20 protein-coding genes are annotated in these 22,181 nt (G+C 68.5%); 4 read left to right on the forward strand and 16 right to left on the reverse strand.

Going from position 1 to position 22,181, the window contains the following annotated elements; translation table 11 throughout:
• The first annotated feature begins 1,130 nt into the window (after positions 1–1,130).
• Complete coding sequence (locus ACFXJL_RS29895) at positions 1,131–1,517, forward strand: nuclear transport factor 2 family protein (protein WP_384697464.1); 387 nt, start codon at positions 1,131–1,133, stop codon at positions 1,515–1,517.
• 1,063 nt (positions 1,518–2,580) lie between these two features.
• Here the strand turns inward: ACFXJL_RS29895 and ACFXJL_RS29900 are convergent.
• The gene (locus tag ACFXJL_RS29900) at positions 2,581–2,856 is read right to left on the reverse strand and encodes a hypothetical protein (protein ID WP_384697467.1); all 276 of its coding nucleotides are present in this window, start codon (positions 2,854–2,856) and stop codon (positions 2,581–2,583) included.
• 437 nt (positions 2,857–3,293) lie between these two features.
• Here ACFXJL_RS29900 and ACFXJL_RS29905 point away from each other — a divergent pair, with 437 nt between their 5' ends.
• Positions 3,294–3,965, forward strand: coding sequence for a WD40 repeat domain-containing protein (locus ACFXJL_RS29905; protein WP_384697470.1), 672 nt, complete (start codon positions 3,294–3,296; stop codon positions 3,963–3,965).
• Between the two features lie 98 nt (positions 3,966–4,063).
• Here the strand turns inward: ACFXJL_RS29905 and dmpG are convergent, their stop codons facing one another.
• From dmpG to ACFXJL_RS29980, 15 genes are all read right to left on the reverse strand, one after another.
• Positions 4,064–5,098 (reverse strand): 4-hydroxy-2-oxovalerate aldolase, encoded by a 1,035-nt coding sequence (gene dmpG, locus ACFXJL_RS29910; protein ID WP_384697472.1) that lies wholly within the window; start codon positions 5,096–5,098, stop codon positions 4,064–4,066.
• Positions 5,095–6,027 carry an acetaldehyde dehydrogenase (acetylating) gene (locus tag ACFXJL_RS29915; RefSeq protein WP_358880653.1) on the reverse strand — a complete coding sequence of 311 codons (933 nt, stop codon included), beginning with the start codon at positions 6,025–6,027 and terminating at the stop codon, positions 5,095–5,097. Before ACFXJL_RS29915 ends, dmpG begins: the two co-directional genes overlap by 4 nt.
• Entirely contained in the window at positions 6,020–7,039 is a 1,020-nt protein-coding gene (locus tag ACFXJL_RS29920; RefSeq protein ID WP_384635196.1) for an amidohydrolase family protein, read from the reverse strand. Before ACFXJL_RS29920 ends, ACFXJL_RS29915 begins: the two co-directional genes overlap by 8 nt.
• Before the next feature lie 22 nt (positions 7,040–7,061).
• Complete coding sequence (locus tag ACFXJL_RS29925) at positions 7,062–7,634, reverse strand: 3-hydroxyanthranilate 3,4-dioxygenase (RefSeq protein WP_383540300.1); 573 nt, start codon at positions 7,632–7,634, stop codon at positions 7,062–7,064.
• A gap of 16 nt (positions 7,635–7,650) precedes the next feature.
• On the reverse strand, positions 7,651–8,100 hold the full coding sequence (locus ACFXJL_RS29930; protein ID WP_384697606.1) for a RidA family protein: 450 nt from the start codon (positions 8,098–8,100) through the stop codon (positions 7,651–7,653).
• 80 nt (positions 8,101–8,180) lie between these two features.
• Positions 8,181–8,945: a fumarylacetoacetate hydrolase family protein gene (locus ACFXJL_RS29935; RefSeq protein ID WP_358880650.1), complete on the reverse strand. Its 765-nt coding sequence runs from the start codon at positions 8,943–8,945 to the stop codon at positions 8,181–8,183.
• 1 nt (position 8,946) lies between these two features.
• Positions 8,947–9,780, reverse strand: coding sequence for a fumarylacetoacetate hydrolase family protein (locus tag ACFXJL_RS29940; protein ID WP_329026414.1), 834 nt, complete (start codon positions 9,778–9,780; stop codon positions 8,947–8,949).
• Between the two features lie 10 nt (positions 9,781–9,790).
• Positions 9,791–11,233: a 2-hydroxymuconic semialdehyde dehydrogenase gene (locus tag ACFXJL_RS29945; protein WP_384697478.1), complete on the reverse strand. Its 1,443-nt coding sequence runs from the start codon at positions 11,231–11,233 to the stop codon at positions 9,791–9,793.
• A gap of 155 nt (positions 11,234–11,388) precedes the next feature.
• Positions 11,389–12,333, reverse strand: coding sequence for a LysR substrate-binding domain-containing protein (locus tag ACFXJL_RS29950; RefSeq protein ID WP_358880647.1), 945 nt, complete (start codon positions 12,331–12,333; stop codon positions 11,389–11,391).
• A 344-nt stretch (positions 12,334–12,677) separates the two neighbouring features.
• Positions 12,678–13,898, reverse strand: a complete 1,221-nt coding sequence (locus ACFXJL_RS29955) for a nitrate/nitrite transporter (RefSeq protein WP_384697482.1) — start codon at positions 13,896–13,898, stop codon at positions 12,678–12,680.
• A 59-nt stretch (positions 13,899–13,957) separates the two neighbouring features.
• Entirely contained in the window at positions 13,958–14,857 is a 900-nt protein-coding gene (locus ACFXJL_RS29960) for an alpha/beta hydrolase (RefSeq protein WP_384697485.1), read from the reverse strand.
• Positions 14,858–14,864: 7 nt separating this feature from the next.
• A complete protein-coding gene (locus ACFXJL_RS29965) occupies positions 14,865–15,698 on the reverse strand; it encodes an alpha/beta fold hydrolase (protein WP_384697488.1) in 834 nt (277 codons plus the stop codon).
• A gap of 35 nt (positions 15,699–15,733) precedes the next feature.
• Positions 15,734–16,915 (reverse strand): FAD-dependent monooxygenase, encoded by a 1,182-nt coding sequence (locus ACFXJL_RS29970; protein WP_384697491.1) that lies wholly within the window; start codon positions 16,913–16,915, stop codon positions 15,734–15,736.
• Between the two features lie 387 nt (positions 16,916–17,302).
• Entirely contained in the window at positions 17,303–18,751 is a 1,449-nt protein-coding gene (locus tag ACFXJL_RS29975) for an MFS transporter (RefSeq protein ID WP_384697493.1), read from the reverse strand.
• A gap of 301 nt (positions 18,752–19,052) precedes the next feature.
• Positions 19,053–20,369 carry an amidohydrolase family protein gene (locus tag ACFXJL_RS29980; protein WP_384697496.1) on the reverse strand — a complete coding sequence of 439 codons (1,317 nt, stop codon included), beginning with the start codon at positions 20,367–20,369 and terminating at the stop codon, positions 19,053–19,055.
• Positions 20,370–20,501: 132 nt separating this feature from the next.
• Here ACFXJL_RS29980 and ACFXJL_RS29985 point away from each other — a divergent pair, with 132 nt between their 5' ends.
• Both ACFXJL_RS29985 and ACFXJL_RS29990 read left to right on the forward strand, forming a co-directional pair.
• Positions 20,502–21,428, forward strand: coding sequence for a MurR/RpiR family transcriptional regulator (locus ACFXJL_RS29985; RefSeq protein ID WP_384697499.1), 927 nt, complete (start codon positions 20,502–20,504; stop codon positions 21,426–21,428).
• 316 nt (positions 21,429–21,744) lie between these two features.
• Positions 21,745–22,116: a hypothetical protein gene (locus tag ACFXJL_RS29990; protein WP_384697502.1), complete on the forward strand. Its 372-nt coding sequence runs from the start codon at positions 21,745–21,747 to the stop codon at positions 22,114–22,116.
• Positions 22,117–22,181 lie beyond the last annotated feature (65 nt).

Genomic DNA, 22,181 nt, shown 5'->3' on the forward strand with positions numbered 1-22,181 from the left:
CTATGATCGCTCCGAGACCGCCAGCCACCTTGTGGGCGCCTTTGATTCCGCTACGCCGAGCGCTTTCGTGCTCCTCCAACGTCGTGTCGAGCCTGCGCTTCTTGATTTCGGCAGAAGCCATACCGATGCCCCCAATGACGGTCTGCCCAGCAGGCGTCTTAGAGAATTCTTGCAACGCCTTCGCAACGCCAACAGCGGCAGCAATGATCGGTAACACAACCTTCACCCTCTTCCGCTTACGCCATTCTGCTTCAGCTAGGCAACACAGTTCAGAGTAGCCCAACTTGTCTTATATCAGAGGCTGAAGAGATCCCCTGATAAACCCCTAGGGGATCAGTAAGGGGTCATCCGAATAACATCCACCCCCTGAGTCACTAGGGGCCTTTCTCGTGTCTGGAGTCTCCCCCTTGGCAGGCATACCCAGCGCCCGTGGCACCCGACAATCTATTGATCCGTCGTCGCGAAGCCGGGAGAGTTGCGGTCAACTAGCGGGGGTGGAACAGCACGAGCGACTTGAGGAGCGGGCCGAGCACGCCGTTGCCGCCGGCTCTCGCGTTCCCCCTCGGCTATGTACCGACCACGGTGTCGCCGGCAGGGTGGGGTATTCGACGTCCGTGACGGGGGCTCCGCTGCCCGAGTGCAGCTACTCGCGATCCGGACGTGGATGCGAAGATGCGGTCGTGGTGACAGACGCCGAGTGGAGCCGAATCCGGAGGGACCTGCGCTTCGGGCAAGTTTTCGAGGGCACAGTCGTGCAGGTTCCCCGGCCCGGTGCGATCGGGATCTTCGTGGACATCGGCCTGAGCGTCGGAGGCTTCATCGACGTCCTGCTGCTTCCGGAACGAAGTGATGACTGGCCGCCGGCAGGCACGGTCACAGATTTCGAGATCTGGTGGGCAGACAGCCGCCAACAGATCCGGCTGAAGCCGTCCGACTCACGGTATCTGCGGGGCGACTTCCCGGACTTCGTGCGACGTGTCCGCCCTCATTGGTCGTCCGAGGTCGGTCAGCCCGTTCGTGACCCCGGGACCCCAACCCTCAACTAGTTCTTTTGCCGGGATGGTTCATCGTGGTCTGGAGGCGGCTTACGGGACGAGCGCGGTCCGCGAGGCGACTGGTATTACTGGTGCATGCAGGAAGAGCAGGAAGAGACCGCGCGGTCCGCGATTGACACGTTCATCTCCGCGTTCAACGCCTCGGACGACAGCTATGTGACTGGGCTGCTTTCCCAGGCCCTCACCTCGGACGTGGTCTTCTGGGGACCGTTGGGCCGCAGTGAGGGGATCGAGGCGGTCGAGCGGTTCGTGCTGGACATCCGGCGCCACCCCGCGGGCACCGGCACGATGGTGCGCTGTTCGGCGGTGGACATGCCGGACGAGTGGGCCCGGTACCAGTGGGTCTTCACGATGCCGGATGGAGGCCCCCGCCTGGCGGGAACGGACGTCGTCCATCTGCGGCGAAGCCTCATCGACCAGGTCATCGTCTTCGCGGGGGAGATCGAGCCGTCGACCTCCTGAGTCATTCTCCTCCGGCGCCGTCCTTCTCCTGAACCGGCCCCGTTCGGGGCTCCGGGTCTGCCCAGCCGACGAGTTGGTGCGGCCGGGCGCCGGGGTACTGCCGCTTGTAGCTCTCGCTCCGACATATGGAGCACCGGTCGTAGCCTTGGCGAACGCTGGAGGCCCTCACTCCCGAACCCCGAACAACGTCTGCCCCATCGAGCCCACCGCCGCCTAGCAAGTGGACGTCGGCGAGAAGAAGGCCAGGAACGCGGCCGGTTCAAGGCAGGAGCCTGCTGGACTAAGGATGGTCTTCCGGTCGTGAGACCTGCCATGATCGCTTCATGCACTTCATCATTAGAAAGGGTCATGCCGCGTAGGCGGCCGGGCCGGGTCCGTGCCGAGTTGAGGCACCGACCCCAGAACGACCAAAGGTCTGCCATCCCGGGGTTGTCTTCGCGCGCGTTGGCAGAGGTCGCGAGGATCGAGCGAAGCAGGAACTACCTCTGGCCAGGGGTGGCCGAAACGGCATTCCGGAACTGGCGAAGTTTCGTAAGGCACCCATATCGCCGACTCTGGGTCCACGACGATGACGGCTGTGGTGTGTGGGCATGCTGCGGAGTGCAGCATGAGGGACGCGATTTCCTCGAAGCCATCGTGCTGGGGATGTCCCGGAAGCGAGCCCGCGAGTTCAGGGCGCTTCTCGCGGAACCCGACAATCAGTACTGAGAGAGTCAGTCCGTCACGCAACTCCGGTCAAGCCCCGTTCACACGCCGGACAGTGCTGTGGCGCCCCTCGCCGAGCAGGCGAGCGGGTCTTCGCCGCCCTACATGGCCCGGCGGGTCGGACCCAGCCACCGCCATCAGGTGTGCCGCTGCACCCAGATCGCCGCCAAGGTCACGGTGGTAGTGCCCAGGCCGCAACAGATGCCGCGCAGTGTGTGCACGGCTGCGGTCCGGCGCCGTCGGACCGCTCAGCGCAGCGCCCGTTTCGCACGGGTGCGGAGTCGGGTGAGGAAGTGTCGGGACATTGGTTCTGGGTCCTTCTGGTGATGGGCGGGTGATCTCCGGGTGTTGGGGTGGTTCAGCCGGTGTGGTCGTGGGCGGCTTGGGTGGGCCAGGGGAAGGCCGTCCACGCCTCTGTTAAACGCGGGCGGGTCTTGCGCTGGGCGGGCTCCCGGAACGGAAGCGGCTGGGGGGCTGCGCAGTGCGGGCTGTCCGTCTTGTTGAACTCGACGGTTGCGGTGGCGATCAGAGTCGAGACCGTGACGGGGAATTCCTCTTCCAGCAGGTAAATCGCGTAGTCGGGGTGGTCGGCGTAGCCGATGGCGGCAGGGATGTAGTCCAGCAGCCACGCCACACCCCGCCTCTCGGACCGATCGCGGTCGCCAAGAGGCGGCTCAGCACGCGCAGGACCGTAGGGGTGGAGGCGTCTAGGTTCCGGAGCACCTGCCGGTCGCGGCCAGAGAAGGGAACGGTCTCAGGCTGCGGCTTGGCGTCGACCTCGGTCTGCTGGCACCACCACGCCGCCGCGTGCATCTCCCCGCGCGCCAGGTGGTGGAGATAGAGGAGGAAAGCGGCGTTGTCGTTGCCCGCGCCGGCGGCATACTGCCACCAATACCGAGCCGCCTCATCACGTTCCACCAGTTGGAACACGGAGCCCAGAACGACCGCGCACCGCGGTGCGGGCAGATGCTCGGTGACGAAGTCCGTGGCTGGCACCGCGCTAGCGCTGCCCACTACCACCTCGCAAAGGGTGGCGAGGACGTCGGCCGCAGTGTCGCTATCCGGAGTGCGGTGGCGGTAGTTCGGCACGGGCAGGTCCATCAGCATCACGGTTCCGCCCCGCCGGGGAGTCCCGCTCTCCTCGCTCGTCGTACGGTGCTGCTCGCCGGCACGGTCGCAGCCGCGGCCACCGCCGGCGCTGTGTGGTACTGGAAGCCGGACTCCGCGGCGCCGTCCGAACGGCCCGCTATCGCCACCCTCGCCGGTCATGGCTACATGGTCAACGCGGTCGCCTTCAGCCCCGATGGCAAGGTGTTGGCGACCGCGAGCGACGACAGCACCGTGCTGCTCTGGGACGTGCCGAACGGAACGCTCCTGGACGCGCTCACCGCCCACCGCGACATGGTGTTCTCGGTGACGTTCAGCCCGGACGGCAAGACCCTGGCGACGGCGAGCGCCGACTCCTCGGTGTTCCTGTGGGACCTGCGCACACGACGACGCACCGCCGTCCTCAACGGCCACGACGGACACATTTGCTCAGTCGCGTTCACCCCCTCCGGGAAGACCCTGGCCACCGGGGGACAGGACAACACGGTCCGGTTGTGGAACGTGGCGGACCGTCGCCGTACCTCGGTCCTCTCGGTTCCGGGGGAAGCCGTCTACGCGCTCTCCTTCAGCCCCGACGGCACCGTCCTGGCCAGCGGTAGCCATGACAAGTCCGCCCGACTGTGGGACCTGGCCTGATTGTTGCCCAGGGTCGAACGGTCCGGCGGCCTGTGCACGGCGTACCCGAATGCGACGAAGGGGCCCGATGCGCGAACGGACCCCTTCGAACCTTCAGTTCATGCGCCGTTCCGCTGCCCCACGAGGTCGAGGGCGATGTCCGCGATCATGTCCTCCTGACCGCCGACCATGCCCCGGCGGCCCACCTCCAGAAGGATCTGCCGGGTGTCGAGACCGTGCCGGCGAGCGGCGTCCTCGGCATGGCGCAGGAAGCTGGAGTAGACACCGGCGTACCCGAGGCTGAGGGTCTCGCGGTCCACGCGGACCGGTCGGTCCTGGAGCGGTCGGACGATGTCGTCCGCGGCGTCCATCAGAGCGAACACATCGCTGCCGTGGACCCAGCCCGAGAGGTCGGCGACCGCGATGAACGCCTCCAGGGGGCAGTTCCCGGCTCCAGCGCCCTGGCCTGCGAGGGAGGCGTCCACGCGCTCGGCGCCGTTCTCCACGGCCACCACCGAGTTGGCCACACCGAGGCCGAGGTTGTGGTGGGCGTGGATGCCGATGCCGGTCTCGGGGGCGAGCACATCACGATAGGCCCGCACCCGGTCGCGGACGCCGTCCATGGTGAGCCGGCCGCCCGAGTCGGTGACGTACACGCAGTGGGCGCCGTAGGACTCCATGAGCTGGGCCTGACGGGCCAGTTCGGCGGGTTCGGCCAGATGGGACATCATCAGGAACCCGGCGACGTCCATGTCGAGTTCCCGCGCCGCGGCGATGTGTTGGGCCGAGATGTCGGCCTCCGTGCAATGGGTCGCCACCCGAACCGAACGGATCCCGAGTGCATGGGCACGGCGCAGATCGGCGACCGTGCCGATGCCCGGCAGCAGCAGGGTGGTGAGCCGTGCACGCGTGACGACCTCGGCCGCTGCGGCGATCCACTCGTCGTCGGTGTGCGCACCCGCGCCGTAGTTCACACTGGAGCCCGAGAGGCCGTCCCCGTGCGCGATCTCGATGGCGTCGACGCCCGCCGCGTCCAGGGCGGCGGCGATGGTGCGGACCTGGTCGACGGTGTAGCGGTGCCGGACGGCGTGCATCCCGTCGCGCAGCGTCACGTCCTGGATGTAGAGCCTGGACGGTGTCTGAGGAGATGTCATGAGGAGGCCAGCCTTTCCGCGACCCGCAGTGCGGCGGAGGTCATGATGTCGAGGTTGCCCGCGTAGGACGGCAGGTAGTGGGCGGCGCCCTCCACCTCCAGATAGACCGAGACGAGTTGCCCGGTTCCGGCCGGGGCACCGGTGAGCGGCGCGAGCGGGTCATCCGCGTCGATCGCGCGGATCTGCACTTCCTGCTTCAGCCGGTAGCCCGGTACGTAGGCGGCGACCTCGGCCACCATCGCCTTCACCGAGGCCCGTACCGCTTCCTGGTCGCAGTCGCCGACGACGCAGTACACGGTGTCCCGCATCACGAGCGGCGGCTCGGCCGGATTCAGCACGATGATCGCCTTGCCCACGGCGGCGCCGCCCACCTCCTCCAGGGCGCGCGAGGTGGTCTCGGTGAACTCGTCGATGTTGGCGCGGGTGCCCGGCCCGGCCGACTTCGAGGCGATGGAGGCGATGATCTCCGCGTACCGGACCGGGGTGACACGGGACACGGCAGCGACGATCGGTACGGTGGCCTGGCCGCCGCAGGTGACCATGTTGACGTCGGGCGCGGACAGGTGCTGGTCGAGGTTGACCGGCGGTACGACGTAGGGGCCGAGGGCCGCCGGTGTGAGGTCGATCAGCCGCTTGCCGTGCGCTGCAAGTACGGTGGCGTGATGGCGGTGGGCTCCCGCCGATGTGGCGTCGAAGACGATCTCGATGTCGGGGAAGCACTCCATGGCCACCAGTCCCTCCACCCCCTCGTGGGTGGTGGGGACACCGAGCCTGCGAGCCCGTGCGAGCCCGTCCGACTTCTCGTCGATGCCCGCCATCGCGGCCATCTCCAGTCGGTCCGACAGTCGCAGCACCTTGATCATCAGATCGGTGCCGATGTTGCCGGAACCGATGACGGCCACACGGGTGCGTGTCAGCTGCTCAGACATCGTTGCCTCCTGACCGCGGGGAGAAGAACTCGACCGCGTTGGAACCGAGGATCATCGCCTGTTCGGCTTCGGTGAGTCCCGGGCAGTCGCGCACCACCGTGCCGGGCTGCTGCTCACCCAGGGGGAAGGGGAAGTCCGTACCGAGCATGACCCGGTCCGGGCCCATCACATCCACCAGCAGTCGCAGCGCCCGGGGGTCGAACACCGCGGTGTCTACGTAGAAGCGGCGGGCGTACGCGGACGGCGGTTTCGGGGAGTCCGCGCGGACGATGTCCCGGTTGTGCCAGGCGTTGTCCGCGCGGCCCAACAGGAACGCGAAACTGCCACCGCCGTGGCAGAAACAGAGCTTCAGGGACTCGGGGAGCTTCTCGAAGGCCCCCGAGAGGGCGAGACCGAGGATGGACAGCTGGGTCTCGGCGGGCATGCCGACCAGCCAGCGCAGCATGTTCCGGTCCATCCGGCCGTCACCGAGCATGTCCCACGGGTGGATCAGAACCGGGATGCCCTCCCGGGCGCAGTGGGTGAGGAAGCCGAGGACGTCCGCGTCGGCGAGGGTGCGTTCGCCGATGTGGTTGCCGATGTGGACCCCCCGGTGTCCGGCGGCGGCGGCCTTGGAAGCCATCTCGCAGGCCAGTTGGGTGTCCTGGAGCGGCACTTGGCAGAGCGGGATCAACCGTTGTGGATCCTGCGCGCAGTATTCGAGGATGCGGTCGTTGACCAACTCGCACCACTCGGCGGCGCGGTCCGGCGGAGCGGCGTACCCGAACATCAGCGGCGTCGAGGAGATGGCCTGCACATCGATGCCCAGTGCGTCCATCTCGATGAGTCGCCGCTCGGGGTCCCACAGGGATGCGGTGACCGGACGGTACTCCTCTGTGCCGCTCATCATCATGCCGGTGCCCGAGCCGTCCGGGTGGACACGCAGCCAGGGCTCACCGGCACCCTGGAGGAGGCGGCTCTCGGATTCCGAAATGCGCGGGAAGACATGCGCATGAACGTCGAAGACAGACAAGGCGAACTCCGGGGGGCGTGGTTCAGGAACGGGTCTGTGTGCGCGGGCGCATCTCTTCGGGCCACTCCCGGCCCGGGTGCACGGCCTTGCAGTGGGGACAGGTGCGGTCGCTGTCGTAGAAGGTGCGGAAGACGGGCGGCAGGTCGTCGACGATGGAGGTGAGCCGGAGCTCGGACCGGTGGACCAGCCGGTGGCAGTCGGTGCAGTACCACTCCACGGCGTCCAGCAGCCCCGGCGGGCGGGTGTGCTCGACGACCAGACCGATGGATCCCGGCTCGGGACGCTGGGGGGAGTGGCGTACGTGCGGTGGGAGCAGGAAGACGTCGCCCTCGTTGATCTGGATGTCGGTGGGCGGCCGGCCCTCCTCCTCCATGACCCGCAGCACCATGTTGCCGCGCAGTTGGTAGAAGAACTCCTCGGTCGGGTCGTCGTGGAAGTCGGTGCGCTGGTTCGGGCCGCCGACGACGGTGACCATCAGATCGGCGTCGCGCCAGATCTGGATGTTCCCGACCGGTGGCTTGAGCATGTCCTGGTGCTCGTCGATCCACCGGGCGAAGTTGAAGGGAAGTCCGTGGGACAGCTTCGGCAGGGTCATGGCGCCGTGCTCCTGATCAGGATTCTGTGACGGTTGCTGAGCCGGTCGCGGCGGTGGCGGTGCCGGCGAGCGGGATATGGGCGACGCAGGAGATTTCGATCAGCAGGTGCGGGTGCGGGAGTTGGTGAACGGCGACGGTGGTGCGCGCGGGGCCCGTTTCGTCGAAGTACCGTGCGTAGACCTCGTTGTAGCCACCGAAGTCGTTCATGTTGACGAGGAAGGTGGAGATGTTCACCACGTCGGCCAGGGAGCCGCCGACCGCCGCCAGCAGATCGCGGATGTTCTCGATGACCGCCCGGGTCTGGGCCTCGATGTCGAGACTGGTGGTGCCGGCCTCGTCGGCGCTCGCTCCCACGAACGTGCCGTCGGGGCGGCGGGAACTGGTGCCGGAGACGAACACGAGGTCCCCGGCCCGCCGCAGGTGCGGGAATCGGCCGCGGGGGCGCGCCTTGCCTTCGACGAGCAGCGCCTGGGGCGCCCCGTCCGCCGCCTGAGCGTCTGCGTCGGGCACGGTCGCGTGGGGCGTTGTGTTGGGTACGGGGGTGTTCATCGGGTGGTCACCTCTACTCCGCCGAGGCCGGCGCCGAGAATGCGCACATGTGCTCCGCGGGGGAGCGGAAGGGCCGCGGTCGCGGCACCCGCGAGGACGATCTGCCCCGGCTCCAGCGCGATCCCGGCCTCGCCTGCCAGCCGCGCCGCGGCGACCAGGGAACGCAAGGGGTGCCCGAGGATCGCCGCGGACGAACCCGTGGCCACGACCCGGCCGTCGATCTCCACGACCAGACCGATGTTGCTGAGGTCGCGCACATCGGCCGGCTGCCAGATGCCACAGCCGTAGCGCGCGGCCGAGGCGTTGTCGGCGATCACATCGGGGAGAGTGAAGCGGAAGCCCTCGTAGCGGGAGTCCAGCACCTCGTACGCGACCGCGACACCGGCGAGCGAACGGACCGCCTCCGCCGGAGTGATCCGGCCGGAGATCGGGCTGCCGATCAGAAAGGCGATCTCCGGTTCGATCCGCGGATGGATCAGGCCGCCGAGGTCGAGCACGGCTCCGTCCTCCACCTGCATGGCGTCGGTGAGCAGTCCCCAGATGACGTCGTCGACGCCCATCTGCACCATCTTCGCCCGGCTGGTGAAGCCCATCTTCACACCGGTGGACGATTCGCCGCGGGCCAGTCGGCGCTCGATGACCGCGCGCTGGACGGCGTAGGCGTCGGGGAGGGTGAGTTCGATGGAGTCGGTGGGGCGGTCGACGGTGTGTCCGTCGACGGCCGCGGCGTCCAGGATCTCGGTCAGCTGTGCGAGGGTCATGTCATGCCTCCTGGCCGGTCGCTGCGGCGAATGCGACCCGTACGTCGCCGAGTCCGTCGATCCTTGCTTCCACCACGTCTCCCGGAAGGACGGGGATCATCGGACCGAGGGCTCCGGTCAGTACGGTGTCACCCGCCCGCAGGGGGCGACCCACCCGTACCAGCGTGTCGGCGAGCCACAGTGCCGCGTGCAGCGGGTTGCCGAGGCAGGCGGCTCCCGTTCCCGTTGACACCTGTTCGCCGCGTCGCTCCATGACCATGCCGGCCAGGCGCAGATCGAGCCGGTCCAGGGGGACGGGCCGGTTGCCGAGGACGTACAGTCCGCTGGACGCGTTGTCCGCGACGGTGTCGGCGAGGCTGATGTCCCAGTCCTGGATGCGACTGCCGCACACTTCGATGGCGGGCAGTGCGAAGGCGGTGGCGCGCAGGAGATCGGCGACGGTGTGCCGCTCCCGGTCGAGGTCGGCATCGAGTACGAGGGCGACCTCGGCCTCGACCCGCGCCTGCTGGACCGCTCCGACGGGGATCTCGGCACCGTCGGGGACCGCCATGTCGGCGTACAGCATGCCGAAGTCCGGTGCGTCGACACCCAGCTGCTCCTGGACGGCGGCCGAGGTCAGACCGATCTTGCGACCGGTGAGACGACGACCTTCCCCGAGCCAGTGCTCGGTGAGCAGGTCCTGCACGGCGTAGGCCGATTCGGCGCTCGTGACCAGATCGCGTACGGGGGCGCAGGGCCGGCCCTCGGCGTGGGCGCGCAGCAGGCGATCGGCGGCGGCCCTGATGTCGGCGGACCCCGGTGCGCGGGCCTCGGTGGTGGTATCGGTGCGATTCATGAACGGTTCCTCAGACCTGGATGCAGACGTTGACGGGCTCGGAGAAGAAGTCCAGGGAGTACGTACCGCCCTCGCGGCCGATGCCGGAATCCTTCACACCGCCGAACGGGGTGCGCAGATCGCGCAGGTTCCAGCAGTTGACCCAGACGATCCCGGCGTCGATGCGCGGGGCGACCCGGTGGGCGCGGGAGAGGTCGCGGGTCCAGACGGTGGCGGCGAGGCCGTACCGGCTGTCGTTGGCGAGCCGTACCGCCTCCTCTTCGGTGTCGAAGGGGGCGATGTGGCAGACCGGCCCGAAGACCTCCTCCTGGACGGTCCTGGCGTGCTGCGGCAGTCCGGTCAGGACCGTGGGTTCGACGTAGAAGCCCTCGTCGCGCCGGTCCCCGAAGTGAGGGGCCTTGCCGCCGGCGACGACGGTGGCACCCTCCTCGACCGCCAGCCGGTAGTAGGACAGCACCTTGTCGCGGTGAGCCGCGGAGATCATGGGTCCGTAGTCGGTGAGCTCCCTGGCGCGGGCGCCGAGCAGGCTCACGAACTCCTCGTAGCGGGAGCGTTCGACATAGACGCGTTCGGTGCACAGGCAGATCTGCCCGGAGTGGGTGAAGGCGGACCGTACGGTGCCTTCGACCGCTGCTTCGAGGTCGGCGTCGGCGAAGATCACGGCTGCGTTCTTGCCGCCGAGCTCGAAGGAGACGGGTGTCAGGTGGTTCGCCGCCTCGCGCATGATGGCCGAGCCGGTGGCGGACTCCCCGGTGAAGGCGATGGCGTCCACATCGGGGTGCGAGGTGAGGAAGGCGCCCGCGGCGTTCGTGCCATGGCCGTGGACGAGGTTGAACGCGCCCGCGGGCAGACCGGCCGCGTCGATCGCCTCGGCGAGCAGTGTCGCCGTGGACGGGGTCTCCTCCGACGGTTTGGCGACCACCGTGTTGCCCGCGGCGAGGGCGGGGGCGACCTTCCAGGTGAGCAGCAGGAGCGGGAGGTTCCACGGGGAGATGACGGCGACGACTCCCAGGGGCCGCCGCACGGTGTAGTTGAGCGCCTGCCCGGAGCCGCTCCAGCCGGGGACACTGGTGGAGTAGGACTGCTCGGGGCGGCCGTAGAGCAGGTCCGCGTAGGCGCGGAAGTTCCCGATGGCGCGGGGGATGTCGACGGTGGCGGCCAGTTCCCGGGGCTTGCCGGTGTCGCTCACCTCGGCGTCGACGAAGGCGTCGAACCGGGCCTGGATCTCGTCGGCGATGCGGTGCAGTGCGGCGGACCGCTCCTCGGGACTCGTCGCCCCCCACGTGCCGTCGAGTGCGTCACGAGCGGCTCGGACGGCGGCGTCCACGGTCTCCCTGGTTGCCTCCGGGACCTGTCCCACGGTGCTTCCGTCGACCGGATCGACCAGGGGGAACGTTGTGGTGGCGGGGTCGTTCGGCAGGAATGCCCCGCCCACGTAGTGCGCCGCTTGCATGGCTCGCCCCTCACTTTCGCGTCCTGTTGTTGTGAAGCCGAGTGGTGGATACGACCGGCTGTTCAGGAGCATGGCGCTGGCGAGGTATGCCTGTCTAATGCCCATTGGGGCGTCTGCTATAGCAATATGGGCATGGGTCCGGACGTGCGTCGGGGCTATGCGGGTGGCTGGTCCTGCTGGGCTGTGAGTCCGGCTGCCGCAGTCCTCAGCGCGGTCAGCAGGGCCCGGGTGGACGGGCTGAGCGGGCGGTTGCCGGGGAGGGTGGTGCCGACGCTGTGGCCGATGGGGTCGAGCGAGATCGGTAGGGATGCCAACCGGGGATCGTCGCCGCCGATCAGACCCGGAAGTACCGCGATCACCTCGGTCTCCAGGAGGAGCTGCCGGACGGTGAGGAAGGAGGTGCACTCGACGCGGTTCTCGGGCAGGGCAAGGCCGGAGCGGACGAAGAACTCCTCCAGCTCGCGGCGCAGGACCGTTTCTGCACCCGGCAGGATCCATGGGTGTACCAGGAGGTCCGGCAGGGTCACACCGGCCAGCTTCAGCGCCGGGTGATGGGCGCCGACGACGATCCTGACCGATTCCTCGTAGAGGGTGTGCCGCACCATCGGCCCACTGGCGGGGGTCGTCAGTCGGCCCACGATGATGTCGATCCGGCCGGCTTCCAGATCGACCAGCAGGGCTTCGGGCGTGCCCTCGCGCACCACGACGGTGAGCAGCGGATGCCCGGCCTTGAGCACGGCGATCGCCCGCGGCAGCAGCAGGTTCGAGCCGGCGAGGTGCGTACCCACGACGACAGTGCCGCGATCGGCGTCGGCGATCTCGGCAACATGACGGGCGGCCTGGGTGAGCTGGGCCAGCACCGCCCGGGCATGGTCGGTGAAGGCGGCGCCGAAGACCGTCGGGGAGATGCCGCGCGGGCCCCGGTCGTACAGCCTGACCCCGAGGATCGCCTCCAGGTCGTGCAGTCCGCGGGTCACCACCGGCTGGGTGACGTGCAGGGCAGCCGCCGCCCCGACGACGCTGCCCTGTTCGGTGAGCGTGTCGACCAGGATCAGATGGCGCAGCTTGAGGCGCCCGTCCAGAAGGCGTGGAATGTCCATGGCCGCCGACCATATAGCCGCATCCCTCCGTCGGGAAGGGTTTCCCCTTCTATGGACGCTATGGACCTTATGGACGCTCCGGAAGGCCCCGGTGCCCCGGGCACAGTGGACATCACTCCGTGCCCGGGCGGGTCGCGGCCGGACCGGCATCGCACGGTGCGGGCGCTGCGCACGTCCTGTGCCCCCGCCCACCGCGACCCCACCGCGTGGAGCGGGGGAGTGCCCCTTCGCCCGGTCCCCGATCAGCGAGCGCAGGGCGCTCAGTGGGTACGGCCACCGGGTGAAGGGTCTTCGGCCGTCCGAGACCCTCGGCACGGCATGACACCTGTTGTGGTGGGTGGGGATCAGCTGGCTTCGGTTGCCGTCGCGGGTCGGGCGGCGGTGACGGGGAGCACGGGGATCGGGTCCGGCCGGGAGGGTTTGATCGCGAGGGCGATGAGGGCGGTGAGGATGCCCACCACTCCCATCACTGTCCAGGCAGCCGGGTAACCGGGGCCGTCGGCGAGCAGCCCGAAGGCCCAAGGGAGGACGAACCCACCGACGGCGGAGACGGTGAGCATCAGACCGATGGCGGTGCTGAGATGTTCGGGGGCGATGTGCGGGGAGTCGCCGGGGGCGGTCTGCCAGATGGCGAAGGTGAAGTTGAACATGAAGCCGATGCCGACGGCCGGTATCCAGAAGGTCGCGGGACCGGACAGGGGGAGCGCCAGGAGGAAGAGGCTCTCCAGTACGGCGCCGGCGATGAAGAGGCTTCGGGTGCTGCCGAACCGTTCGGCGATCCAGCCCGCCGCGATGCTCCCCGGCACTCCGGCCATGCCGATGAGGAAGGCGGCGGCGGCGACCGTGGAGCCGGACAGCCCACGGTGCTCACCGTAGGAGGCGATCAGTTGGGAGCCGGTCAGATAGGCGCCGTAGGCACCGAAGAAGGCGATGCCGTACAACCAGATGTCCCGGTTGCCCAGGGTCCGCCGCAGTCCCTCGCGGGTCAGGTGCACGCCCTGGAGGGCATCCGCACCCGGTGGGATGCGGAAGAAGACGGCGCTGGCGGCGGCGACGGCGAGGCAGAACACACCGCCGATGACCAGTGAGGTGCGCCAGGAGGTGGCCGCGGTGATGTCCGCCCATACGTACAGTCCGAGCGCGGTGCCCACACTGAACGCGGCGGAGGAGATGCCGAGTGCCAGGGTGTGATGTCTCTCGCGGAACCACACACTGACGGCTGCGATACCCACTGCGGCGAAGACCGAGGCCCCCACCCCGCACAACGCCCGCCAGATGATCAGTTCGGTGAAGCTCTGGGCGGTCGCCGAGAGCAGGGCGCCGAGGCCCTCCATGGCGAGACCGAGGGCGAGTACCTTGCGCAGTCCCCATTTCGTGGCCAGGAAGCCACCGGGGATGTGCAGCAGTCCATATGCTGCGACGAAGATGGAGATGAGCATTGCCACCGACGGGACGGTGAGTCCGAACTCGTCCGCGATGGGACCGAAACCCGTGGCGATGTTGAACCAGTTGACGGTCATCGCCACGAATCCGAGCGAGACCAGCGTAAGCATTCCCCACTTCATGCGGTGCTCCTCTTTCGGCGGCCGGACGCCCTGCGGTAGGCGTCCGGATGTGGTTCGCCTCAGACCCGCCTTCGGACGGTTCTGGCTGCTCCGGCGGCTGTGGAGGTTTGGTCCACCAGGTGCACCAGCCGTTCGAACAGCGCGGAATCCGGGTCGGCGAGGTCGAGGAAGATGTCGTAGTGGTGACGGCCGGGGACGACCAACAGACTGGCCGGGGCGTGCGCGGAGTAGGAGTCGTGGAATCGGGAGCTCTGCTCCAGGAAGCCGGTGCCGTCGTGTTCGGCGACGGCGATGACGGCCCGCGGATGGGTGGTCGCGGAGAAGTCGGCGAGCAGGGGGCTGAGGGCTGTCGCGCGTTGTGCGTCCAGCCCCAGCCATGCGTTGGCGAAGGACGTGATCAGCGGTCTCAGATCGAAGAGGCCGCTGATGGGCAGGGCGCCCTTCACCACGTCGGGCGGTAGCCCCAGTGGTTCTTGCCATCCATGGACCATGGTGGCGGCGGTGAGGTGTCCACCGGCCGAACTGCCTCCGACGACGATGCGATCGGGGTCGAGGCCGAAGTCGGCACCGTGTCGGTGGATCCAGGCCACACCAGCTCGGACCTGCCGGACGATCTCCTCCAAGGAGGCGGTGGGCGCCAGTGTGTAGTCGATGGAGACGGTTGCGATTCCGGCGTCACTCAGTGCGCCGGCCATGAAGGCGGTGTCATGGCGCGACAACATCCGCCAGTAGCCGCCGTGCACCGCCAGGAACACCGGGCGTGGTCCTTCGTCGCTCACCCCCCACACATCGAGGAGCTCATCGCTGTGTTCGTCGTAGGCGACGGCCCGGTGCCCGGCGAGCGGACCCGTCACCCGTTCCGACTCCGTGCGGTAGGCGGTGACGGTACGCCGGAACTCGGATTCCTCGACGGTCAGTCGGACGTTGTACGCGGCGTCGATGCACGGATCGGAGCTCATGGCGCGCTCAGTTCGCCCCGGCTTCGCCGTCAGCGAGGAACGCTCGGATCTGGTCGGCCACCACCTCCGGCGAGTCCAGTGTCGGGAAGTGTGTCTCTCCGCCGACCTCGTGGTACGAGAACCAGGGGTGCCGGGCGGCGAACTCCCGCTGGGCGTTGACGTATGCGGGCGCCGTCGGCTGCGAGAACAGATGCCGTACGGGACGGTGTTCGCCCAGGGCCGACATCCGCTCCAGGGGGGAGCCCCACCGTTCGTAGGCGTCGGCGATGACCCGGCAGGACCTCGCCCACATCTCGAAGTCGAACCCGGCCATCTCGTGGTCGAGGTGGTGGCACACGCCGGCGTGCGTCGAACCGTTGAGCCAGGTGTCGAAGAGCCCTTGACGCCCGGCCACCCACCGCTTCGGGTCCTGGATGGCGGCCAGCCCGTCGGCGAAGCCCGCCGGAGGCGCGGTCATGATCCAGTCGATCACGATCGCCCTCGGCACCCGGGTCGGGCCGAGCCGGTCGGCGATGTCGACGTTGGCCCAGCCGCCATGCGAGGTGGAGACGGGAAGAAACGTTTCTACCTCTAGTTTGTCAAGCAGGGCGAGGACATCGTCGGCCTGTTCCCGATAGCCGAAATCAGCGATGGGCGACCGGTCATCGCCGTGGCCGCGCCAGTCGATGCGAAGGACCTGATGGTTGCTGGCGAGTTGGGGCACCAAAGGATCGAACAGACGGTGGTCCTGGCACCAGCCGCTGAGCAGCACCACGACCGGGGCGCCCTCGGGGCCGTGCAGATCATGAGTGATGGGATGGCCGTTCACGGTGGTGCTCCGGAGGGCGTCAGAACTGCTCACCGGTACCCCCTTCCACGTTCGTTGTGTTCCGGTGGTCATGCGGCAGCGCCGTCGAAGCGGTCGGCGCCCGTCGGGACGGCGAGCGCCGCCCGCATCCTGGACGCGCCGAGCCCCTTCCACCGACCGGTCAGACCGAGCAGCGAGGAACGGGGCGCATCGGGGATCAGATTGAGCAGCCGCAACCGGTAAGACCACTGCTGGGTGTGCTCGATCAGCGGGCGCTCCGCCGCCTCCCAGGCCGCGAGCCGCGCTTCCACCGGGCCTGCACCCGGTGCGGACAGTGCATCGGCCAGCCCCAGCGCGTTCATCATGGCGCACCCACCGCCCTGCCCGAGGTAGGGCGGCTGGGCGTGCGCCGCGTCCCCGATCAGCGCCACTCGCCCGTGGGACCAGGAGCGCAGCTTGAGGAACTCGAAGGTGTCCCAGCGGGCGGGGACACCGTCCAACGAACGCAACAGGGTCTCCAGGTGCGGGAAGGACCGCACCCAGGTGTCGGTGTCGACGGGCACCTTGCTGGCAGCCGTGTCGCTCTCGTCGGCGACCAGTGCGACATAGAGCGCGGTGGCGCTGGAAGGGGTGTAGAGGACCCGGCGACGACCGCTGAAGTACTCGATGTACTTGTCGCGGTCGGCGGCCGGTACGAAGTCGTCCGAGCGGGGGACGGTGAGCCTGGTGGCGCCCTGCTTCATATGGTCGTGGCAGACGGTCAGACCGAACCGGTCCCGGACGCGGGAGCGGACGCCGTCCGCCGCGATCACCACATCAGCGCCGCCACCGACGGATTCACCGGCGACGTTCACCAACTCTCCGGCCGAACCGGAGACGGTGACCTCGGAGCCGGTGACGATCTCCACCCCCGCCGCTTCGGCGCCCTTGACCAGGGTGCTGATGAGACGGTCACGCATGATGGTACGGACCTCGGGCCGACCGGCGGAGTTGATCGGGATGCTCTCCACCACTCGGTTGCGGTGGTCCCGGCTCTCCAACACCGGACCGATGTGCGCGCCGACGACTGCCTCGTCGTGGAGACCGAGCGCCTTCAGGGCCCGCAGTCCGTTTCCCCACACGTAGATGCCCGCACCGATGGCCCGGATTTCACTGTCGCGTTCGTGCAGTCGCACGGACCAGCCTCGCTGCCCGAGGGCGGTGGCAACGGTCAGTCCGCTGATTCCTGCGCCGATGATCTCGGCATGCCCCTGGGCCGGCTTCGTCGACATGCAGACGCCTCCTTGTGTGGTGCCGATCATCATGAGAGGCAGCACACATGCATGTCGAATGCCGACTTGGGGCCGCGACATGCCTGAACGGGCATGGGAGCGCAACCAAGGGGCCGTTGATGATCGCGTGGCCGGCGGGTGATTGCACCGCTCGGCCGTGGATCGCCATCTTACGCGCTGCGCGGAGAGGTTCAGGACCGCGTCCCGGTTCGACGCGAAACCCCGATCGGCAGACGACGGCAGCGGGGGAGCTGGTTCCACTCGATGTCACATCGGCACCCTTCTCCCCGTGCGCTCACACCTGGCGTACGGCGAGCGGACTCATCTGCTCCAAATGGCGCAATGGTGACGGTGCATCAGTTCAGAGGGAGGGGAGTTGTCTGCTGCTCAGGGATGGGAGTGGACGCCCTCCGCCCGGATCCCATCGCACCCGTCGACCGGGTCCGAACCGCCGAGCTCCTCAAGCGTCCGACCGGTCGTCCTCAGCCCGAATGCCAGAGCAATGGTCGCACCCGCCGCCAACACGCCTGTGACAAGCGCGAACACCCCGCCGAATCCAACCACCGGGTACAGCACACCGATCGCCACCGGTGCCGTGATCCCGCCGAGCCGCCCGAAGGCGGAGGCGGCGCCCGCACCGGTCGCGCGGATCGCGGTCGGGTAGACCTCGGTGCTGTAGGCGTAGAGAGCGGCATAGCTGCCGTTCATGAAGTACGAGAGGAGCGCTCCGCACCACAGGATGCGGGCCTCCGTACCGCCCTGGGCGAGGAGTCCCGCCGACAGTGCACCGCCGGCGAGATAGAGGGCGATCGTCCGAGTCCGTCCCAGGCGCTCACTCAGGAACGCAGCCGAGTAGTACCCGGGGATCTGGGCGAGCGTGATCAGGAGGGTGCTGGTGAAGCTCTGCTCCATGCTCATGCCCCGCTCTATCAGTAGCGAGGGCATCCAGATGAAGAAGCCGTAGTAGGCGAAGGTGTTGCAGATCCAAAGCAGCCACAGCACGATGGTGCGCCGTGCGAAGCCACCGCGCCACAGGGCGGCAAGCCGGGTCCGCGAACGCATCTGCCGAACGGGCGGAGCCGAGAAGCCGTATGTCGGTGGCACCGGGGGAAGTGCTCGACCGGTCGCCTGCTCGACCCTGGCCTCCAACTCCGTAATGACCCCGTCCGCCTCGCGCATCCTGCCGCGCTGTACGAGCCAACGCGGTGACTCCGGGAGTCCGGTGCGCCACCACAGGAGCATCAACACCGGCGCAGAGGTGACGAGTTGTGCGATGCGCCAGCCCTCTTCGTGGCCTGGGATGAGGAATCTGCCGAGCAGTGCGGCGCCGAGATAGCCGAAGGAGAAGAAGCCGGCGATCGCTCCGACGAAGAGCCCCCGCACCCGGCTGGGCACGAACTCGGCCATGAACGCCGGGATGATCGCGGCCTCGGCGCCCGCTCCGATGCCGGCCACCACCCTCGCTCCGAAGAAGAACTGCCAATTCGGAGCGAAGGCCGCCACGGCAGTCGCACCGCAGTAGAGGGCGAGGGCGTACATCATCACGGGCCGCCGCCCGATCTTGTCCCCGACCAGACCGGCCGTCAGCGCGCCGATCATGATGCCGATCAGGAGCGAACTGCCGAGCAGCCCGGTCTGCCAGGACGAGAGGTGCCACAACTCCGTGACGGCTGGCAGGACATACGCGAGGAGCGCGCCGTCCATGCCGTCGAACGCAATGCCCAAGCCGCCCATGAGGAGCAGGGCGTGGTGCGGCCTGGAGACCGGGAGGCGTTCCAGTCGGGCGAGCAGGGCTTGACCGTCGACCTGAGCCGGCGCAGGGGTCGATACCCGCATGGAGCCTCCTGGTGCAGGGACACTCCGATCGCCGTGTTGGCAAGGAACCGGGCCGTGTCATGACCTCCGCAACCATGGCGGAGGTGGGTTGTTGTGGACGGTGGTGGATGCCCCCGGAGCCCGCAGCCGCTCGCACTCCGTCGTGAGGCCGTTCGTTCGGCCCGCGAGTGTGAGGTGGGGGGTTTCCCGAGTCCGTGGTCGCGGGCCGACCGGGTGCTTCACACGCCCGGGATCAGCGCGTTGGGCGAGGTGGGGGTGAGGGGCGGGCCCGATCCACCCGGGTCGGCCCGCCCCTTCCCGGTCAGGCCCCGACCGGGAACCCGAAACTGATCACGCTATCGGGTGTCTTGAGGACGGACACATCCCGCAGCGGGTCGCCGTCGATCAGAATCGCATCCCCACGAAATCCGCGCGCCAGCCTGCCGGCGGTCCGCTCCAGGCCGATCAACCGGGCCGCGTTCGTGGTGGCGGTGCGGATCGAGTCCAGTGCGGTGAGCCCCGACGCCCGCATCAACTCGATCTCGCGGCCTATCGGGTCGACGGTGCCACCGGCCGAGTCGCTGCCCGCGGCGAGTGGAACACCCATCTCGTGCGCCCTGAGCACGGCGCGCTTGATGATGGGCAGGAAGACGCGGCCACGCTCGGCGAGGATCGGGTTGGGGTCCTCGGCCAGCCCGGCCATCGCGGACAGCGTCGGTGTGAAGTAGGTGCCGCGTCGGCGCATCTCGCCCATGGTGCGCTCGCCGAGGTACACGCCGTGCTCGATGCTCTTGACGCCTGCCACCACGGCGTCGTGGCACCCCTTCTCGCTGTAGCAGTGGCAGAGCACCGACGCGCCACCCCGGCGGGCCGCGGCCACGATGGTGGACAGTTGGTCACGGTCATAGACGCGGGTGAGCGGGTCCTGGTCGGGAACTCCCGCACGGCCGTTGGCACTGGTCTTGATGGCATCGGCGCCCCGGGCGAGATTGACCCCGACGACACGGCGTAGATCGTCGTCGGCATGGATGCCGTCCTTGCGTCGGGCGAGCGGTGCGAGATCGGGGTCGGCAAGGATCGAATCGCCCAGCTTCGGCTGGACATGGACGCCCGCGGCCCGCACGCGCGGTGCGCGCTGGGGCGTCCAGCGGGCCAACTCGCGCACGGCGATGTCCTGGTAGAAGAGCGCGGAACCGCTGCGCACGCTGGTGACGCCCTGGCGGAGCACGGTGTGGGCCTCGGTGAGGGTGCTGAGGTGGATATGGGCGTCGACGAGCCCGGGCAGCACCCAACGGCCGTGGGCCTTGACGATCCGTGCGATTCCCTTGACCGCGGCGACGTCGTTGCGGGTGGCCCTACGGGTCCCGGCGGCGCGCACGATGCCGTCCTCGATGACGACCACCGCGTCCTCGGTGGTTCGACCCGTCAGGGGGTCCAAGAGCGTGCCACCATCGATGATCATCGTGCCACCGCGTGGCGGACGGCTCTGCGGGGCGACCTTCGGTCTCTCGCCCGCCACCGCGGTTCCCGATGCGGTACCGGTCAGGGCTGCTGCCCCCGCGAGTGCTGCCGCTGCAGCCATCACACCCCGGCGGGTGGCTTGTGCGGAGGGCGGCGGAGTGGAGTGGTCAAGGCACATGGGCAAGGCTCCTTGAGTTGGCCATGGCTGCGCGGCTGCTGGGGCCGGTGAGCGACTGCGACGGACAGTATCTGCACAAGAACATGCGTACAACACTTGATGCATCAATTCATGCAAAGAGAGAATGGCTTCGTGATCGACGACAACGGTGCTGACGACATGGACACGGGGGCACAGCCCCCACAAGGCACGAGCGGTGGGGGTACGGTCGCGAAGTGGCTCGACGGGTTACTGACCGGCGTATCCGTGGGCCCCAAGGCGGCCCACGTCCGCGAGGTGCTGACGACCCAACCCACTTACTGCTCGTACGCCACCGCCGCGGAGGTGGCGGCGCGCGCCGAGGTCAACCCGGCGACGGTGGTGCGGTTCGCGCAGCTCCTCGGCTTTCCCGGATGGCCACAGCTCCAGGCCGGACTGCGGGCCGTCTACCTCGATCAGCGGTTCGACACCGGGCACCCGGTCGGGGGCGACGGGGGCGTGCTGGCGACCGCCTTCGCCCGGGACGCGCAGAACTTGAAGGCGCTGGAGAAGTCCTTCGACTTCGAGACCGCCCGACGCGTGGTGAGCGCCATCCGGGACGCCCGCCGTACGGTCGTCGTTGCCTCCGGTACCCACGCCATCCCGGCGAGCGCCCTGGCGATGGTCGCGGCCAGCCGGGGCTTTCCGATCAGTTACGAGGATCGGGGCGGACCCCAACTCGCCAATGAGCTCGCCCGGCTGGGCAACGGCGACTGCCTGGTGGCCTGGAGCTTTTGGCAGCACTACCGGCAGACCGTCGCCGCACTACGGATCGCCCGGACGGCGGGCGCGACGACCTGCGTGATCACGGACACGCTTCGGTCCCCACCGGCGCGGGAGGCCGAACACGTCCTGGTCATCCCCACGGAGGGAGTGGCGAGCATCCAGTCGATGACCGCCGCGACCAGCGTCGCTTACGGTCTCCTCGCCGAATTGATGGCATCCGACCCCGCAGGGAGCCGCACCGCGGTCCGGCATGTGTCCGGCATCTGGCGCGAGCTCGATCTGTTCGCCGATGACGCGTCGGAGAAGGGTGTCTAGCGCGCCGACCGAAAGGCTTCGCAGGAGTCGGCAACGGGCTTCGGTCATTGGGTCGGCCGACTGCTGCGCTCCCGGATTTGACCGCCCACCAGGGAGAGCACCAGAACACCAGAACCCGGTGCGGCGGACGGTCTTCGACACCGTGCCCAACCGCCCCGAACGGCTCCGAACCGTTCGGGGAACTTCTGGAACTCCTGGAAACTCAGACCCGATATCCACCCCACGAGACGTTGTGCGTGGTTCGCACCCCTGAGGGCGCCTTCGACGAGGGAACACACCTGGGTCAAATAGTGCGTGATCCCGGCACAATGTCCCGGTGACTCTCTTCCACTGTGCGAACTGCGAGCACCCCCTCACCGGCGATCTCCAGGAATCACAGGCCGTGGAGGCCGGCGATCTCCTGTCCGACCGCCACATCGCCAACCCGCGAGTGGCGCAGCGCAGTTACACGGTCAACCACGACGCGACACTGTTCATCCTGCATCCCGACGATGTTCCGGGCACCGCTCTCCACCCCGACCCCGGGCGGCGCAACGGCTGCTGCGGACTCGACGGCAGGGACGGTCCCAACCTCGTCTGCGCACGCTGCCATGCCGAGGTCGCCACCAAGGAGTCGGACTGCTGGACCGACAACCTGGTGGCGCTGATGGCCGCCGCAGTCGTCAGCGACGCGGGATCCCCCCTATGAGCCCATCGGTTCGCGGCTCCGCCCCGCAGGGAAACACGGACGGGTCGGTGAACGACCACCTTGAT

The sequence above is a fragment of the Streptomyces sp. NPDC059256 genome (assembly GCF_042753785.1).
Lineage (GTDB): Bacteria > Actinomycetota > Actinomycetes > Streptomycetales > Streptomycetaceae > Streptomyces.